Annotated in this window: 19 protein-coding genes; 8 read left to right on the forward strand and 11 right to left on the reverse strand. The window is 65.8% G+C overall.

What is annotated here, in order from left to right:
• Positions 1-6 precede the first annotated feature (6 nt).
• Positions 7-1,185 carry a winged helix DNA-binding domain-containing protein gene (locus ACIBJI_RS38255; RefSeq protein ID WP_396959190.1) on the forward strand — a complete coding sequence of 393 codons (1,179 nt, stop codon included), beginning with the start codon at positions 7-9 and terminating at the stop codon, positions 1,183-1,185.
• 3 nt (positions 1,186-1,188) lie between these two features.
• Here the strand turns inward: ACIBJI_RS38255 and nadC are convergent, their stop codons facing one another.
• From nadC to nadA, 3 genes are all read right to left on the reverse strand, one after another.
• Complete coding sequence (gene nadC / locus ACIBJI_RS38260) at positions 1,189-2,049, reverse strand: carboxylating nicotinate-nucleotide diphosphorylase (RefSeq protein ID WP_364353037.1); 861 nt, start codon at positions 2,047-2,049, stop codon at positions 1,189-1,191.
• A 41-nt stretch (positions 2,050-2,090) separates the two neighbouring features.
• Positions 2,091-3,860 carry an L-aspartate oxidase gene (locus ACIBJI_RS38265; protein ID WP_364353040.1) on the reverse strand — a complete coding sequence of 590 codons (1,770 nt, stop codon included), beginning with the start codon at positions 3,858-3,860 and terminating at the stop codon, positions 2,091-2,093.
• 114 nt (positions 3,861-3,974) lie between these two features.
• Positions 3,975-5,018 carry a quinolinate synthase NadA gene (gene nadA / locus ACIBJI_RS38270; RefSeq protein ID WP_396959192.1) on the reverse strand — a complete coding sequence of 348 codons (1,044 nt, stop codon included), beginning with the start codon at positions 5,016-5,018 and terminating at the stop codon, positions 3,975-3,977.
• A 93-nt stretch (positions 5,019-5,111) separates the two neighbouring features.
• Between nadA and ACIBJI_RS38275 the strand changes: the two genes are divergently transcribed.
• A complete protein-coding gene (locus ACIBJI_RS38275; RefSeq protein WP_364353046.1) occupies positions 5,112-5,870 on the forward strand; it encodes an NrtR DNA-binding winged helix domain-containing protein in 759 nt (252 codons plus the stop codon).
• Between the two features lie 829 nt (positions 5,871-6,699).
• Here ACIBJI_RS38275 and ACIBJI_RS38280 read toward each other — a convergent pair.
• The 3 genes from ACIBJI_RS38280 to ACIBJI_RS38290 form a co-directional block, all read right to left on the reverse strand.
• Complete coding sequence (locus ACIBJI_RS38280) at positions 6,700-6,888, reverse strand: hypothetical protein (protein WP_397087997.1); 189 nt, start codon at positions 6,886-6,888, stop codon at positions 6,700-6,702.
• A gap of 343 nt (positions 6,889-7,231) precedes the next feature.
• Positions 7,232-7,513, reverse strand: a complete 282-nt coding sequence (locus tag ACIBJI_RS38285) for a hypothetical protein (RefSeq protein ID WP_397087999.1) — start codon at positions 7,511-7,513, stop codon at positions 7,232-7,234.
• A 2-nt stretch (positions 7,514-7,515) separates the two neighbouring features.
• Positions 7,516-7,758 (reverse strand): hypothetical protein, encoded by a 243-nt coding sequence (locus ACIBJI_RS38290; protein WP_397088001.1) that lies wholly within the window; start codon positions 7,756-7,758, stop codon positions 7,516-7,518.
• Positions 7,759-7,996: 238 nt separating this feature from the next.
• On the opposite strand from ACIBJI_RS38290, the gene ACIBJI_RS38295 reads away from it, so the two are divergent.
• Together ACIBJI_RS38295 and ACIBJI_RS38300 are read left to right on the forward strand one after the other, a co-directional pair.
• On the forward strand, positions 7,997-8,902 hold the full coding sequence (locus tag ACIBJI_RS38295) for a helix-turn-helix domain-containing protein (RefSeq protein ID WP_397088003.1): 906 nt from the start codon (positions 7,997-7,999) through the stop codon (positions 8,900-8,902).
• Positions 8,892-9,098: a DUF397 domain-containing protein gene (locus tag ACIBJI_RS38300; protein WP_397088005.1), complete on the forward strand. Its 207-nt coding sequence runs from the start codon at positions 8,892-8,894 to the stop codon at positions 9,096-9,098. The genes ACIBJI_RS38295 and ACIBJI_RS38300 overlap by 11 nt, the downstream gene beginning before the upstream one ends.
• Before the next feature lie 467 nt (positions 9,099-9,565).
• Here the strand turns inward: ACIBJI_RS38300 and ACIBJI_RS38305 are convergent, their stop codons facing one another.
• The 4 genes from ACIBJI_RS38305 to bioB form a co-directional block, all read right to left on the reverse strand.
• Positions 9,566-10,099 carry a DUF1353 domain-containing protein gene (locus ACIBJI_RS38305; RefSeq protein ID WP_397088007.1) on the reverse strand — a complete coding sequence of 178 codons (534 nt, stop codon included), beginning with the start codon at positions 10,097-10,099 and terminating at the stop codon, positions 9,566-9,568.
• Between the two features lie 92 nt (positions 10,100-10,191).
• Positions 10,192-10,920 (reverse strand): DUF2567 domain-containing protein, encoded by a 729-nt coding sequence (locus ACIBJI_RS38310; RefSeq protein ID WP_396959197.1) that lies wholly within the window; start codon positions 10,918-10,920, stop codon positions 10,192-10,194.
• A 2-nt stretch (positions 10,921-10,922) separates the two neighbouring features.
• Positions 10,923-11,138 (reverse strand): hypothetical protein, encoded by a 216-nt coding sequence (locus ACIBJI_RS38315; protein ID WP_174415049.1) that lies wholly within the window; start codon positions 11,136-11,138, stop codon positions 10,923-10,925.
• A gap of 37 nt (positions 11,139-11,175) precedes the next feature.
• Positions 11,176-12,189: a biotin synthase BioB gene (bioB, locus tag ACIBJI_RS38320; protein ID WP_040688747.1), complete on the reverse strand. Its 1,014-nt coding sequence runs from the start codon at positions 12,187-12,189 to the stop codon at positions 11,176-11,178.
• 180 nt (positions 12,190-12,369) lie between these two features.
• Here bioB and ACIBJI_RS38325 point away from each other — a divergent pair, with 180 nt between their 5' ends.
• Positions 12,370-12,954: a TetR/AcrR family transcriptional regulator C-terminal domain-containing protein gene (locus ACIBJI_RS38325; protein WP_364353068.1), complete on the forward strand. Its 585-nt coding sequence runs from the start codon at positions 12,370-12,372 to the stop codon at positions 12,952-12,954.
• 38 nt (positions 12,955-12,992) lie between these two features.
• The gene (locus ACIBJI_RS38330; protein WP_364353071.1) at positions 12,993-13,652 is read left to right on the forward strand and encodes a nucleotidyltransferase domain-containing protein; all 660 of its coding nucleotides are present in this window, start codon (positions 12,993-12,995) and stop codon (positions 13,650-13,652) included.
• A 127-nt stretch (positions 13,653-13,779) separates the two neighbouring features.
• Here ACIBJI_RS38330 and ACIBJI_RS38335 read toward each other — a convergent pair whose 3' ends face one another.
• Positions 13,780-15,198: an MFS transporter gene (locus tag ACIBJI_RS38335; RefSeq protein WP_396959202.1), complete on the reverse strand. Its 1,419-nt coding sequence runs from the start codon at positions 15,196-15,198 to the stop codon at positions 13,780-13,782.
• Positions 15,199-15,354: 156 nt separating this feature from the next.
• Here ACIBJI_RS38335 and ACIBJI_RS38340 point away from each other — a divergent pair, with 156 nt between their 5' ends.
• Both ACIBJI_RS38340 and ACIBJI_RS38345 read left to right on the forward strand, forming a co-directional pair.
• Positions 15,355-16,329: a sigma-70 family RNA polymerase sigma factor gene (locus ACIBJI_RS38340; RefSeq protein WP_397088009.1), complete on the forward strand. Its 975-nt coding sequence runs from the start codon at positions 15,355-15,357 to the stop codon at positions 16,327-16,329.
• On the forward strand, positions 16,326-16,871 hold the full coding sequence (locus tag ACIBJI_RS38345) for a maleylpyruvate isomerase family mycothiol-dependent enzyme (RefSeq protein ID WP_396959206.1): 546 nt from the start codon (positions 16,326-16,328) through the stop codon (positions 16,869-16,871). Before ACIBJI_RS38340 ends, ACIBJI_RS38345 begins: the two co-directional genes overlap by 4 nt.
• The last annotated feature ends 22 nt before the right edge of the window (positions 16,872-16,893 follow it).

A 16,893-nucleotide genomic window follows, 5' to 3' on the forward strand; every position in this document is an offset into this window, starting at 1 on the left:
TCGCATATGCGTTCGATTGATGTGGCGGAGCGGCGGGCCCGGCTAGCGCGACGGCATCGGCTCACACCAGCGTGTCGCACCGATGACGTCGCCGAGATCGTCCGTTCCCTAGTCGTACTGCATGCGACCGATCCGGCGACGGCGTATCTGTCGGTGGGCGCACGCAGCCTCACCGCCGAGCCCGCGCATGTCGAAAAAGCACTGTACGACGATCGGACGCTGCTGCGCCTGCTCGCGATGCGGCGCACGATGTTCATCGCGCCGGTCGAACTGCTGCCGATATTGCAGGCGTCGTGCGCGGATGCGTTGGCGGAGAAGCAGCGTCGCACCTACGGCAGGTTCATCGAGCAGGCCGGAGTTGTCGACGGGGACGTGCGCGCCTGGCTCGCCGACGTCGAAGATGAAACGCACAAGGCACTTTTGGCACGCGGTGCGGCGACCGGCGCACAGTTGAGCAAGGACGTGCCCCGGTTGCGCACGCAGGTCAATACCGCTCCGGACAAGGCATATTCGCGTCCCAACAGCATCACCACCTGGGTGCTTGTGATCCTCGGCGTGGAGGGGCGCATCGTGCGCGGTCGACCGAACGGCAGTTGGACGAGCAGCCAATACACCTGGTCGCCGATCGAAACCTGGCTGCCGCAAGGCGTTGCGACCATGCCGGCCGATGCGGCCCGCGCCGAACTCGTCCGGCAGTGGCTCTACGCCTTCGGCCCCGCGCCAGTCACCGATATCAAGTGGTGGACCGGCTGGACGCTTACCGAAGTCCGCAAGGCCCTGGCCCAACTCGACGTGGTGGAAGTCGATCTCGACGGCAGTGCCGGGCTACTACTGGCCGACGACCAGGAACCGACCCCTGAGTCCGAACCATGGGCTGCCCTACTCCCCGCACTCGACCCCACCCCGATGGGCTGGCAGTCCCGCGCCTGGTACCTCGGCCCACACACCCCGATGCTCTTCGACCGCAGTGGAAACGTCGGGCCCACCATCTGGTGGGAGGGCCGCATTGTCGGCGGCTGGGCCCAACGCAAAGACGGCGAAATCGTCTACCGCCTACTGGAAGACATCGGCTCCGAAGCAGAATCGCTCATCGAAGCCGAAGCCGCCCGCATCAGCACCTGGTACGGCGAAGTTCGCGCCATCCCTCGCTTCCGAACCCCATTGGAACGCGAACTCACCGCCTGACTGCTACATGTCCAGCCCGAGGTCGAGGACGCGCACCGAATGGGTGAGCGCGCCGACGGCCAGGTAGTCGACGCCGGTGCGGGCGTAGTCCGCGGCGTCGGCGAGTGTCAAGCCGCCGGAGGATTCGAGCTTGGTGTCAGGGGCCTGGGCGTTGCGACGTTGGACGGCAGCTTGGGTTTGCCAGAGAGGGAAGTTGTCGAGCAGAACCAGTTCGACATTTTCGGCCAGGACGGCATCGAGTTGTTCGAGGCTGTCCACTTCGACCTCGCAGGCGATATCGGGGGCCAGGTCGCGCACCGCGCGCAGGGCCGCGACCACCGAACCGGCGGCTACCACGTGGTTGTCCTTGATCAGGGCGGCGTCACCGAGGCCCATGCGGTGGTTGACGCCACCGCCGACGCGGACCGCGTACTTCTGCAGGGCACGCAGGCCGGGCAGGGTTTTGCGGCTGTCGCGGATGCGGCAGTTGGTGCCCGCGACCTCATCCACCCACGCGGCGGTGGCAGTGGCGATGCCGGAGAGGTGGCAGACCAGGTTGAGCATGGTGCGTTCGGCGGTGAGCAGGCCGCGGGTCGGCGCGACCAGCCCGAGCACGGACTGACCCGGCTCGACCCGAGTGCCGTCGGCGACCCGATCGGTGATTTCGTAATTGCCCGCACCGATCACCTCGTCGAGCACGAGCAGACCGATATCGAGCCCGGCCACCGTGCCCGGCTGGCGCGAAACCACCGACGCCTTCACCACCGCGTCGGCGGGAACCGTTGCCGCCGTGGTGATATCGGGGCCGTATCGCAGATCCTCATCCAGTGCGGTGCGAATCAGGGCCAGCATTTCGTCACGATCCAGGCCGGTATCCAGTCCCATCAGTGCACTCCTCGTCCTACTATTCTCGTGCATTGCCGCGGTCATGAGGCGCTGGGGATGGCGTCCTGGGTCCAGCTGGTGAGGTCGAGACCGTCGGGGGCGGGGACGGGGTGACCTTCTGGTCCCAGACGCACTGCGCGACTACGGCGTTGGTGGTCGTCGGGGGTCGGGTGGTCGGAGCGGGTGTGCGAGCCGCGGCTTTCCGTGCGGGCTGCCGCGGAGAGCAAAAGGACCTGGGCGGTGAGGGTGAGGGCCGCGTCCTCGAATGCGGTGATGCGTTGCGCCGCGGCCGCGGCCGCATCGTTGAGATCTGCGGTCGCGTGCGATGCCTCACCCGTATTCACCGCGCCGCTGCCGTTCAGTGCGCCGCTCAGCTCCGTGAGCTCGATCGCCGCGCTCGTCGATCCCGCGAATCGCTGGTTGGCGCTGGTCAGCTCGGCACGCAAGCGACTTGCCGCACTGTGCGACACCGCATCGCGCAACCGTGCGGCTGCCTCCGCAAGCCCAGCGGCATCGCGAACCACGGAGGCATGCAATGTCATCGACTGCTGCACCAGGGCGCGGGCCGCGCGCGGAATGGTGTGGAAGGAAACGTCCGTGACGTGCGCTTCCTCGTCGAGGCGTTCCGCGGCGGCCACCCCTGCGCGCTCACCGACTACCAGACCCTCGAGCAGACTGTTCGAGGCCAGCCGGTTGGCACCGTGCAGCCCGGTCCGCGCCACCTCACCCGCGGCATACAGACCGGGAACCGCGGTCCGGCCATGGGTGTCGGTCACGACCCCGCCGCATTGGTAGTGCGCGGCGGGTGCGACCGGAATGAGCTCGGTATGCGGATCGATCCCGGCGGCCAGGCAGGATGCGGTGATCGTCGGAAAACGTTGTGGGAAGCTGTCGATCGCGCGGGCATCGAGATAGACGTGATCGGTGCCGAGGGCGCGCATCCGGGCGGCGATCGCACGTGACACCACATCGCGCGGTGCCAGATCACCACGCGGGTGCACACCCGCGGTGACCGAATTCCCTTCGGAATCGACCAGTATCGCGCCTTCGCCGCGGACGGCCTCGCTGATCAAGGGCCGTCTGCCGAGTCCACCAGGGGTGTAGAGCACCGTCGGATGGAATTGCACGAATTCGAGATCGGCGACCGTCGCACCGGCCCACAGCGCAAGCGCGATACCGTCGGCGGTCGCGCCCGGCGGATTCGTGCTCAGCGCGTACAGCTGACCGAGCCCGCCCGTGGCCAGCAGCACCGCTGGCGCGTGCACGACCCCGAATCCGTTCTCGGACACCGCGATCACGCCCTGAACTCCGGTCCGCCCGGTGACAACTTCCAGTGCCGCGGCACCGAACAGGACCGGCAGTCCGGCCGCGTTCAGCGCACGCTGCACCTCGGCACCCGTAGCGTCCCCTCCGGCATGGATGATCCGCCGCGTGCTGTGCCCGCCCTCGCGGGTACGCGAGATCTGACCGTCGCGCGCCAGATCGAAGACTGCGCCCAGATCGGTCAGCGCGGCGACGGCGGCCTGACCGCCCTCGACGATCGACCGCACCGCCGCCTCGTCACACAGTCCAGCACCGGCCTCGACCGTGTCACGCACATGCGATTCCACCGAATCCTCTTGCGGCGCAACAACAGCGATGCCGCCCTGAGCGTACTGGGTCGCGGTATCGGTCGGGCCGCCCTTGCTGAGGATGAGCACTCGCAGACCGCGCAGCGATGCCGTGCGTGCCGCGGTCAATCCGGCGACGCCACCGCCGATCACGACCAGATCGGCGGCGGCTTCCCAGTCGATCCGCGGCGCGATGCTCATGCGCCCCTGCCTTTCGCGACCTGGTCGGCAACGCAACCGCTACCGACCGCCCCGGCGATCATTCCGCACCGCCACTCCGGACGAGCGCGCACATCACGCTCCGATCGCGGCCGCTCATTCGCCACCGCCTGGATTGCCGATTTCGATCATGCGCTGCACCGAATTGCGGGCCAGCGCGGCGGTTTCCAGGTCGACGTGCACCTCATCGGTGTTCTCCACGAGCGAGCGCAGCAGCGCCGCCGGGGTGATCATCTTCATGTACTTGCAGGACGCACGATCGTTCACGGCCTGGAAGTCGATGCCGGGGGCGGCCTTGCGCAGCTGGTGCAGCATGCCTACCTCGGTGGCGACCAGGACCTGATTCGACTTCGCGGCCTTGGCGGCGTCGATCATTCCGCCGGTCGACAGAATGTGCACCCGATCGGCTGGGAACGAGCCCTCGCCCGCGAGGTACAAAGCCGAAGTGGCGCAACCGCATTCGGGGTGCACGAACAGTTCGGCATCCGGGTGGGTGCGGGCCTGTTCGGTCAGTTCGTCGCCGTTGATCCCGGCGTGCACGTGGCATTCGCCCGCCCAGATGTGGATATTCTCGCGGCCGGTGACCCGCTTGACGTGCGCGCCGAGGAACTGATCCGGCAGGAACAGCACCTCACGGTCGGGATCAATCGAGGCGACCACATCGACAGCATTCGAGGAAGTGCAGCAGATATCGGTGAGCGCCTTCACCGCGGCGGTGGTGTTCACATACGAGACGACCACCGCATTCGGGAATTCGGCCTTCCAGGCCCGCAATTCGTCGGCGGTGATGGAATCTGCCAGGGAACAGCCCGCCCGCTGGTCCGGAATGAGCACAGTCTTCTCGGGGCTGAGGATCTTTGCCGTCTCGGCCATGAAGTGCACACCGCAGAACACGATGGTGTCCTCGGGGGCCTCGGCCGCGATGCGGGACAGCGCCAGCGAGTCGCCGACATGGTCGGCCACGTCCTGGATCTCGGGCAACTGGTAGTTGTGCGCGAGAATCGTCGCGTTGCGCTCCCTGGCGAGGCGCTTGACCTCGACCGCCCACTCCGGTGTGGCCTCGACACCGGTGAATCCGGTCGGACCATCGACTACCTGCCCCATCAGCGGGGGCGCCAACTTCACACCCATGGTCGCCATGGATGGCTCCTCTCCTCGTGCGCTCGGCCCTTGTGCCTATTCACATGCCAGCCGATTCGCACCAAACCAGGTTTTCGACTTATAATCGAAAACGTGGCCCATAGTAGCACCATCCACGAAACGCTCACCGCGGTGTTCCAGGTTCGGCGCTTCCCCGACGACATCACCGCAGGTAGCAGCCCTGCGCGCATGACAGATGAGCTGATTCGGCCATGTCCACCCGGTCAGCGGACCGAACTCGCGGTGCTGCTGTGGGAGCGCGCCCTCGACCCACAGAAGGGCACCTGGTCGCTACCCGGCGGACGGCTGCGCGACGATGAAGACCTCAATGTCTCGGCCCGTCGCCAGCTCGCCGAGAAGGTCGATGTGCGCGAGCTGGCACATCTCGAGCAGCTGTCGGTATTCAGCAATCCGGACCGAGTCCCCGCACCGCGGCGGATCGCCTCGGCCTATCTGGGGCTGGTGCCGCTGACCGCGGACCCGCAACTACCCTCGGACACCACGTGGCATCCGGTTTCCCAGCTGCCGCGCATGTCGTTCGATCACGGCACGGTCGTCGAACACGCGCGCACCCGGCTCGCCGCGAAGCTCTCCTACACCAATATCGCCTTCGCCCTGGCACCTGAGCGGTTCACCATGTCCACGCTGCGCGAAATCTACTGCGCCGCGCTTGGTTACGAGGTCGACACGACGAATCTGCAGCGAGTTCTGACCCGCCGCAAGGTGATCACGCCGACCGGCGCGACCGCATCCCCCGGCCGGGCGGGTGGACGCCCCGCGGCGGTCTATCGGTTCACCGACTCCGAAATCCGAGTCACCGACGAATTCGCTGCGCTGCGCCCACCCACCTGACCTCCCCACGATCGCCTCCCCCACGATCGCCCCCTCAGTTCGGCGACCGCTCCCCCGAAGCGGTCGCCGAGCTCGAAATGGACTGTGCCGTGGCCACTGCCGTAGGGGCCACGGCATCCGAGCGTGCCCTCGTCACCATCGACCAGGGCACTCCCCTTCTACTCGGACAGCCCGCCGGGCACAGCCAGGTGCCCGGAGCTCAAAATGCACACCGGCCACAGGCACGGGAACGCGGACTCGACCGGATCCTCGACCCGCGTCGCTGTCACCGCGCCCGACTGTTCGGCAGCCGCTTGCGCTGCGCCGGAAATTACTCCGATCGCCAACACGGCTCCCGCCACCGCCGATTTCCCATACACCGATTTCCAGGACATTGCTCTCCCCCTCCGAATCGCTGAATCCTCCCGGTGATTCGCGGAGTCGAGACCGAAGTACGGCTCCGCGGCTCGAACGAATCGAACAACTCAGACGGTAGAGAACGATCGCACCGGGCGATACGGAGCGATGCACGGAGCCGCCGAATATGGCTGGTCACAGTCGGATACGAGTTATCCGGTCCGGAAGCGGTCGGCGTCCGGCAGGCCGGTCGGCTTTCCGGACCGGACGTATTCACGGTGCTGCGAGTCGGTGAAGCCCTGTGTCAGAACACTTCTCGACCACGCCGACGAGTTCACCGCGAACCGGTTGCTCACCGGATGCGACCATGCTGAGCACACCGTCGGAACTGGGCCCCAGAAACAAGACTCGTCCCCCGCCAACAACAAAGACCCCGCCTTCACATGCCTTAGCACGTGAAAACGGGGTCGATCACGAACTGCGGGAAGCAACCTCAATCCCGCTCCCGCCCCTTATGTTTCGCCTTCCGCCGATACCGCCGCGCACTGGGAATCGGCTGCGCAGCACTGGACCGGCGCAACGCATCGCGGCGCCGCCACGCCACCAGATCCGCCCGCTCCGACTTCCCGACCTCCGGAACCAGCACCCCCTGCCCATGCCTGGTCAACACATCCTCGCTCATCGCCACCTCCTTCCCATGCTCGGCTCGACCTTGTGCGCCAACGGTATCCGCGCCCCCAACACCGCCACCACCGATTTTTCACCTGCACGGCGGTTCGCACGGGAGCTGCGGCGCGTGATCCCGCCACACCTGTGGAGTCAGCACCACACGGGTGACATCGCAGATGCGATCCGCGGAGTGCTGGAAGTCCAGACCCCCTGTCGGATGCCGCCCGGCCAGCTCGCGATCATCAGGAACCCGCCCCGCAGGGTGGAATGCCAACTTCCGCCCATCATTCGGGCACCGTCGTGGCGAGCGGATACCGCATGTATTGATTCATCGGGGCGTCGAGGGTGCCGCTGGATTATTCTTGATGGCCTTCGAATAACTCCGCGCCAGTCATCTGAGCGCCTGTTACTAGCCCAGCAGATGTCAGCGATTCGAGGACTTCACCTATATCTTCGCCGCGAATAGCGAGCATTTGTGCGAATGAGAATGGCTCGCCGACCATGCCGTCCGGGTAGACAGCCGACCATGTCCCGTCGTCGCGCAGAAGCCAAGACGACGGGACATCGTCGGGTTCCGGGTCGCGCGGCGGCAGCTTCCGCAACTCCTCCGCCAGCCGGGTCAGCTCATCCGGAGACATCATCAGAACCCGAAGCGTGTGCGCGGAGTCGACTGGGGCACAAGCCGTTTGGTGTGGACAAGGAACGTCTTGGCTTGCAACTTGACCGCGCACACCGTGATCGGGCAGCCAATGTGCTGCTGCATGACATGGTGCGCGAGTTCGCGGGTCATCTCGTCGCGCGGGTGGTGGTCGAGAAGGTGGTCCATGGTCGGCCTTCCAAAGGTGTTGGAGGCACCCAGAACCGGGGCGGAGGAGATCGCCACTAGCCAGCGCGCTCCATGTGCGCTTGCCGGTGTGCCCTAGCAGACTGCGGCGGATAGCTGGAGCCTTTCCCGGTTCTGAGTGCGCGTCCAGGGTGCGTCAAGAGCCAAGATGGCTGCGTACCAACATGATGACTTGCGAAAACTTGTCTAAATCACCTGGGCGCGTTGAACAACGCCATCTATGATCGTCGCATTCTGCAACATGCAAGTACTTCAGAGTGCAACGAGAGGGGGAGACGTGACCGATGACGACGAGTCAGAGGCGGTAGGCAGCACTTTGCCACGCAGGCAGCTCGGCCGGTACCTGAAAGATGCGCGGGAGGGTGCCGGACTCTCTATGGAACGGGCCGCCACGCTTATGGAGTGGAACAAGTCCACCCTGAGCCGTCTGGAACGAGGATTGACCGAAAAGGTCAGAGTCCGTGATGTTCTCGGCCTGTGCGAGGTGTACGGACTCGATCAAGAGAAGATCGCCGCGGCCAAAGAACTGGCCGGGCAGACCCCGGCCCGTTCGTGGTGGCGAAGCTACGCCGATGTAATCGCCGCGAAGTTCAACACTTATGTCGGATTGGAAGCCGGCACCAGTGAGTTGGCGATCTTCCAGTCCTTGATCGTCCCGGGGCTACTTCAGACCGCAGACTACGCAAGAACTCTTGATAGGCAGTACTTTCCGAAGGAATCGGATGAGGAACTGGAACGCCGCGTCGCCCTCCGAATACAGCGCCAGCACGTCGCCACGCGGCGGCGTCAGCCGGTGCGGCTTGTGGTCGTGTTGACTGAGGCCGTATTGCGGACCGTCGTCGGAGGGCCGCGCGTCATGGCTGCCCAGTTACGCCATATTGTCGAACTGAGTACCCGCGAGAACATCGAGGTTCGTGTTCTACCGTTCCGCGCAGGGCTTCCTACCGGCACCGCAGTGTCGCAGTTCATCATCATGACGTTTCCCAAAGACAGCAGGGGGAAGGCAGTCGAACCGACCATCGTGTTTGCCGAGAGCTTCACCGGGGACGTATACCTTGAGGCGTCGGATGACGTTCGCCGATGTCGCCAGATATTCCGCACGCTTCTGCAGGCGACGCTGGACGACCGCCCGAGCCGTGACCTGATAAGAGAGATCGCAAGGGAGTATGACAATGACCGTTGACCTAACCGGGGCACGGTGGTTCAAGGCAAGCCACAGTTCCGCAGGGAGCGAATGCGTTGAGGTCGCCTTCCTCGACGGGGACATGGTCGGCGTGCGCGACTCCAAGAATCCGACCGGCCCGGCGCTGGTCTTCACCCCCGGTGAGTGGGATGCCTTCACCGCTGGCGTGAACGATGGCGAATTCGAGCGCCCCTGAGAACACAACAAAGCCCGGCACCGTTGGATTTGGTGCCGGGCCTTCTCGTGTCCTGGGGAACGCCAAAGAACGAGCTTGCGGAACAAGCCCGTGACCTGCGTCAATACGGTGCCCTCGGCAGGATTAGAATTTGGCGGGCACATTGCGGCCCGCCTTCCAATCGCTGAACCGATGCGCCGCCCTTCTGTCCGGGTGCCCGCGTCGACCGCATCCGCGCCTGCGCTGCGGTCGCCACCCGACACAATGTCGGATTGCCCGCGGCCTCGAACAGCGCGGCGAATTGTTGTGCGAAAACGGTTCTCGGCGACGGTCGCACACGCGATTCCATCTGTCCTCCTGCACGTTCCGATAGCGGGAGCGAGACCCCCTGCGTGCAACGAGATTAAGCCGGGTCGCGAACGCGAACCTCGATCAGGACATACGAATACGCAGGTGGGACGGGAGAAAGAGGGTTCCGGACCGGATGGTCACGCGGTCTTCATCTGAGGTTGTGGTGGTGGTGCCGCAGTGCGCTGTCCGATGCGTGCCACGGCCCAGAACATCAACTCCATCACCCAGAACAGCCACAGGAATACCTGCACCACGACAACCGGGATCGCCAGGAACAGGATCGAGGGGATCGCGACGAGTAAAAAGCGTGCGATATCGCCGAGTGTGGCGCCGCGCAGTCCGCTGCCCAAACGCACTGCGGCCCACATCATCCACCGGCGCGGTATCGACACCCTGAACTCATGCAGGCAGCGGCGGAAAAGGCCGTCCGCGTCGGCGGTGCTCACCTCGTGCGAGCTTCGTAAATAGTCGTGCAGGATGGCGGCGCGGGTGTAGGCGCCGTAGCGGGGTATCAGCCAGACCAATGCTCGTGGCACCGAGGCGAAGTCGGTGCGGAAGCCCGCTGGGATGACGAATTCTTGTGTGGCACCGTGATAGACGAGCGGCTCGACGACCCGCCAGAATTTCGCGTCGAGTTCTTCGACCACCGGTCCGCTACCGACGAACGCCATGATCCGTTCCTCTCTGAACGCACAGCGTTTCCCACAATTCTAGGCCGTTCTGGTACGTCTGTGCCGCCGCGCGGGCAACGGTTCGGATAACGTCAGCGCGCGCGATCCGAACCGGACGGTCCGAAGCCGCCATAAGGCACACCGTAGGGCAGCGGCGCGCCGTTCGCAGCGCCACGATACGAATCGGCATTGTCGACGGCCGCGAATCCGCTTGCCGCAGTGAAGTATGGCCGCGAATCGCCGAACGGTCCGCTGAAGCCGGTGCCGAGATCCTCTGTCGGACTGAGCGCCGCGAGGAACAGCACGATCAGCGCGGCGAGCAGCGGTTGCACGATCAGCGCCAGCCAACTGCCAACCTCCACCGGCAGCCGCACGATCTGCCCGACCGACGGGTCGTAGGGCATCGGATGCTGCCACTGCATGATCTGCTCGCCGACCTTCGACATCACGTAAGCGCCTGCGCCGGAACCGATCAGCAGCCCCAGTTGCAGCAGCGGACCGCGCACGCGACGCCAACGCCACACGCCGATCGCCGTCACCACACCCAGCACCGCGCCGATGCAGACGAAGATCGCCAGCGCATCGAACTGATGCACACTCTCCCCGGTCAGCGCCGCGCCCTTGGCCGGTACCGCACCGGCGCGCACCTTGACCACCAGATACTGTTCGGTGGGTGCCACGAAGGCCCACACCACACCGCCGAGCACGCTGAGCAGTACCACCCCGACCGCGATCAGCGCGGCCGCCCGCAGCTCCCGCCGCACGCCCACCTTCGGGGCCGATCCGGGCCCCGCGGTGATGCCCTCGCCGTATTGGGCCACCACTAGCGGTGTTCCAGATTCTTCGAATCCAGCACACCGTGCCGCGAGCACTTCGCCCACCAGCCGTCGGGGCTGACCTGCACGATCATGCGCCGACCGCACTGCTCGCAGAAGCGCGGCGGTTCCAGCCCCAGTGCCGCGGCGGCCGGGACCGGATCGTCGAGCCCCGGCACGATACGTTTACCGGTGAACGGGTTGTAGCGCTCGTCCATATCCATGACAGTACTCACGGCGCCAGCCTCTTTCGTGACCGATTCAGAGTGTTTCGTTGAGCGCCTTGATCGGCATCTTCAGCTCGCCGAGCAGATCCAGGTCCGCTTCGGCGGGTCGACCGAGGGTGGTCAGGTAGTTGCCGACGATGACGGCGTTGATACCGCCGAGGATGCCCTGCTTGGCGCCGAGGTCGCCGAGGGTGATCTCGCGACCGCCCGCGAAGCGCAGGATGGTGCGCGGCAGCGCGAGCCGGAAGGCGGCGACGGCGCGCAGCGCGTCGGCGGCGGGCAGCACCTCGAGGTCACCGAACGGGGTGCCCGGACGCGGGTTGAGGAAGTTCAGCGGCACCTCGTCGGGCTCGAGTTCGGCCAGATTCGCCGCGAATTCCGCACGCTGCTCCAGGGTTTCGCCCATGCCGAGAATGCCGCCGCAGCAGACCTCCATACCGGCCTCGCGCACCATGCGCAGGGTGTCCCAGCGCTCTTCCCAGGTGTGCGTGGTGACGACATTCGGGAAGTGCGAACGGGAGGTCTCGAGGTTGTGGTTGTAGCGATGCACGCCCATGGCGGCGAGCTGGTCGACCTGCTCTTGGGTGAGCATGCCGAGCGAACACGCGACCTGGATGTCGACCTCGTTGCGGATGGCCTCGACACCGGCTGCGACCTGCGCCATCAGCCGCTCGTCCGGACCGCGCACGGCCGCGACGATACAGAATTCGGTGGCGCCGGTCTTGGCGGTCTGCTTGGCGGCCTCGACCAGGCTGGGGATATCGAGCCACGCGGCGCGCACGGGCGACTGGAACAGACCCGACTGCGAGCAGAAGTGGCAGTCCTCTGGGCAGCCGCCGGTCTTGAGGCTGATGATGCCCTCGACCTCGACCTCGGGACCGCACCACTTCATACGCACATCGTGCGCGAGGGCGAGCAGTTCCTCCAGCCGGTCGTCGCCGAGCCGGAGCACCTCGAGGGTCTGCTCCTGGGTCAGGCCTTCGCCGCGCTCGAGCACTTGCTCGCGAGCGGTCGCCAGAATATCGGTTTGGACGGGTGCCTGGGTCACTGCACGAATCCCTTCGTCCGGCCGAGGTGGCCGTGCAACTTGAACGGTGTTCAGGCTAGGGTAGCGGTAACAGTGAGTCAAAACACGCGCGGCATGAGCGACGGGGCCTGGAGGCGGCAGCGAGCGTAAGCACGGAGGGCCCCGGGAATGCCGCAATCGAATACAGCGGAAGGAAACACCGTGCAGCTGCACCGCGCGGACGTGGTCGACGGCGCCACCGCCATACTCGACCAGTACGGTCTCGCCGACCTGACCATGCGCAGGCTCGCCGGTTCACTCCAGGTTCAGCCAGGGGCCCTGTACTGGCACTTTCCCAATAAACAGGCGCTGCTCGGCGCGGTGGCCGACCGGATTCTGGCCCCGATGGAGGATCCGATCGAGGCCGAGGACTGGTCTGGCCAGATCACCGAATTGGCGCACAGGTTGCGCAGTTGTCTGCTCGCCTATCGCGACGGCGCGGAATTGGTCTCGGCGACCTATGCCTCCCGACTCACCACCAGCAAGGGGCGGGAACGACTCGTGGGTGCGGCGATCCGCGGCGGGATGCCGCGGCCGGAAGCCGAACTCGCGGCGTACACACTGCTGTACTACGTGCTGGGACAAACCGTGGACGAGCAGTCCAGAATGCAAATGGATTCGGCGGGTGCGCTCGCCGAGGACGCGTCACCGCTGAACGAAACTCCGGACGCGACAGCACGTTTCGATTTCGGTCTGCAGCTTTTCGTCGGCGGCGTGCGTCACCTGCTCGGCACCCGCGTACGCTGAGTTCTTCGTCGGCGCACATGCCCGGAAGGAACGCCCCGATGCCCATCTCTGATCCCGATGCAGCAGGGTCGCCCCAGGTGGCCGGGCGTCTGGTTTCGGCGGAGGAATGCGACAGGCTGTGGGCGGCGTGGACGCCCGCGGAAGTCGCAGAGCGGATGTCGGGTGTCACGGTTGCGTGGTGCGTGTCCGCGGGGTGGGCGCTCGAGCTGTTCACCGGAGGCGGGGCTCGCAAGCACAGCGACCTCGAAATCGCTGTCCCACAAGACAGATTCAGCGAGGTTGTCGCCGCTTTTCCTGGGTTCGAGTGGGACGTTATCGGTGACGACCGAATCTGGCCTTTTCCGGCGAAGGCGGCAGACTTCCATCAGACCTGGCTACGCGAACCCGCGACCGGGCGCTATCGGCTCGACGTGTTCCGTGAACCGCACGTCGGTGATCGATGGGTGTGCCGCCGCGACCCAACGATCACCCTGCCCTACGAAGAACTGATTCGCCACACCAGCGAGGGCATTCCGTACGCGACTCCCGAGGTCGCACTCCTGTTCAAGGCAAAGGCACGCCGCGACAAGGACGAAGCCGACTTCCGGCGCGCGCTACCCGCGATGGACCGATCCCAAAGGTCCCGGCTGTTCGAGTGGCTGTCGCGGGTGCACCCCGATCACCCATGGCTGGAAAGCATTTCGACTCACCCGGATTGACCGGTCCGAATCCCGCGGGACGATCAATGCGGTGCGCACCCCTTGTGTGCAGTACACACTGCCTATGCCGGATGCGCGGCCGACACATGGAATGCGCACCGGTGGCACCTCGTTCGAACGACCGGACTCAGACGGGTACCGTCGCGGCCTCGAGATCAACTGCCACACCCGCCCTACGACCGGGCAGTGCGAGTGCGACCACCGCGCCCAGTAGGGCAAGTGCCGCACCGACTTTGATCGCCGGACCGAATCCGTCGGTGAATTCCCGCACCGAACCGTATCCACCGGTCGCGGCGAAAACCGCTGCCGCGATCGCGATTCCGAAGACGCCGCCCAACTCACGCATCATGCTGTTCGCGCCTGCCGCCTTGCCGAGCATCGAGTGTTCGACCGCGCCGACCACCGAACTCTGCGCCGACGGCAACACCATCGAGGTACCGACGCCGGAGACGATGAACGGCATGACGAAGGAGCCGTAGGTCATTGCCGGGTCGGCGATGACGGCGATCCAGAACATGCCGCCCGCCATCAGGACCAGCCCGCTCACCATCAACGGCCGCTCCCCTATCCGGTCGGCCAACGCACCTGCGACCGGCGCGCAGAAAAACAGCGTGAGAGTCCACGGCAGCAGCCGCAATCCGGCGCCGAGTGGCCCGTAGTGCAGCACCGCCTGCAGGAACTGCGCGTAGAAGAACACCTCGCCGAACAGAGCGGCGAAGGTCAGGAAGATGGCGGTATTGCCCGCCGCGAAACCACGGTTCACGAAAAGCCGCATCGGAAACATCGGCTCGCGCGTGCGCGCCTCCCAGGCCGCGAAGGCGATCAGCAATGCGATTGCCCCGACCAACGCGATCAGCACCTCCGAACTCGACCAGCCCGCGATATTGCCGCGCACCAAACCCCACACCACACCGAATGCGCCGCCGGTGACCAATACCAACCCGGTGCCGTCCACCGCGGTATCGGAGCCGAAGCCTTCCGGAACCCGAGCCGCTACCAGTGGCAGCGCGAGCAGCCCGATCGGCACGTTCAGCCAGAAGATCCATTGCCAGGACAACCCCTCCGCGACGGCCCCGCCGACCAGCGGACCACACGCGACCGCGAGTCCGGTGATGCCCTGCAGCAGTCCCATGGCCATACCGCGCTTCTCCGGCGCGAATGCCGCGCTGACCAGCGCCAAAGCCAGACTCATGATCAATGCCGCGCCGATGCCCTGCACCACGCGCGCGGCGATCAGAGTCGCGACGGAGGTCGATATCGCGCAGGCCGCGGACGCGGCGACGAAGATGGCGAGCCCGACCATGAACATCCGCTTGCGCCCGAAGCGGTCGCCGAGTACCGCAGCGGTCATCAGCAGGACGGCGAAGCTGAGATTGTAGCCGTTGACGGTCCATTCGAGCGTCTGCAGAGACGCCCCTAGGTCGTGCCGAATGGTGCTGAGCGCGGTGGCGACGACCAGGGTGTCCAGTGCCGCCATCAGCGACGCGACCGCGCCGAGTACTAGTACCCAGCGCTGTGTCACCGCCGAAATGATCGGTGTGCTCACGGTGGTCCTTCCTGTGGTTTCGGCGCGCCCGATGGTTCGGACACGCACAGATACCGACCGGCGGCGGCCCGAAATTCATCGCACCGATGAGTTCTGGGCGGTACGGCGGTCGATATTCAGAGGGGCCACCATCCGGGGTGCCCGGAAGGACAGCACATGTCAGACAGCGATGAATTCGCCGCCCGTACCGCGCCGTACCGGCGCGAGTTGCTCGCCCACTGCTATCGCATGCTCGGTTCGGTCGACGATGCCGAGGATCTGGTGCAGGAGACGTTGCTGCGGGCCTGGCGCGGGTACGGCGATTTCGAGGGTCGGGCTTCGATGCGGACCTGGCTGTACCGGATCGCCACCAATGCCTGCCTCAATGCGCTCGAGCATCGACGCCGCGTGCTGCCCACCGGATTGTCCGAGCCCACCGCGGATCCCACCCAGGCGGTGCACTTCGCGTCTGAAACGCCATGGCTGCAACCGATGCCGGACGTGCTGGTCACACCGGAGACTTCGGATCCCGCCGCCATCGTCGCGGCGCGCGAGGGTATGCGGCTGGCATTGATCGCGGCTTGGCAGCATCTGCCGCCGCGTCAGCGTGCGGTGTTGATATTGCGAGATGTGTTGCATTGGAGGGCCGCCGAGGTTGCCGAGCTACTCGGGACCAGCGCGGCCGCGGTCAACAGCATGCTGCAGCGCGCACATGCCGCGCTCGCGGAGCTGGAACCGGACACGCCGGTCGCCGAACCGGACGACCCTGAAATCCGCGCCCTGCTGGATCGCTATGCCGCCGCGTTCGAAGCCGCCGATATGGATACGCTCGTCAGGCTGTTGCGATCGGATGCGGTGTGGGAGATGCCGCCGATCGAGGAATGGTTCCGCGGCAATACCACGATCGTGGAACTGGTTCGGTCGAAGTGTCCGTATAGGGCGGGCGAGGTCCGGATGGTGCCGATCGCCGCGAACGCTCAGCCCGGATTCGCGTTCTACCTGCGGGGGCAGGCGCAATCGCTGCAGATCCTCACGGTGACGCCGACCGGGGTCGCGCATGTCGTCTCGTATCACGACAGCTCGATGTTCGCCGCATTCGGACTGCCCACATCATTGGTGGCGACCACGCGCCCCCAGCCGGTATTGCCATGAGCGAAGATCTACTCGAGCGGGCGGTCGCCTATCTGCTTTCTGTGCTGCCCGACCTAGGTTCCGATCTGTCGACGCCGACAGCCTGTCGGGGCTGGAATACGCGCATGCTGCTCGCGCATGTGGACGAGTCGATTGCCGCGCTGCGAGAAGGTTTGACGGGCGGGCAGGTTGCCATGCCGGGCGCACCGCTGCCGAATTGTGCGGGAACGCTGCACATCCGGAGTCGAGCCATGGCCCTGCTCGGCGCCTGGGCGAATGAGCGCCCCCGCTCGGTGGTCGTTTTCGGAAGGCCGGTGCCCGCCCATGTCTTGGGCACCGTCGGTGCCCTCGAATTGGCGGTCCACGCCTGGGATCTCGCCGCCGCGCGATCGAACCCGCCGCCTATCCCCGACCGCCTCGCCCGCGAATTACTTTCGGTGGCACCGGAACTCGTACCGCTAGCCGACCGATCGCCGCTATTCGCTGCGCCGATCGAACCGCGGACCACCGCCCCGGGCGACCAGCTCCTCGCCTACCTCGGCCGAACCCGACCAGCATCCTGAAGTACCCGAGCGCATCGGTGCA

Source organism: Nocardia sp. NPDC050408 (assembly GCF_044458905.1).
Classification (GTDB): Bacteria; Actinomycetota; Actinomycetes; order Mycobacteriales; family Mycobacteriaceae; genus Nocardia.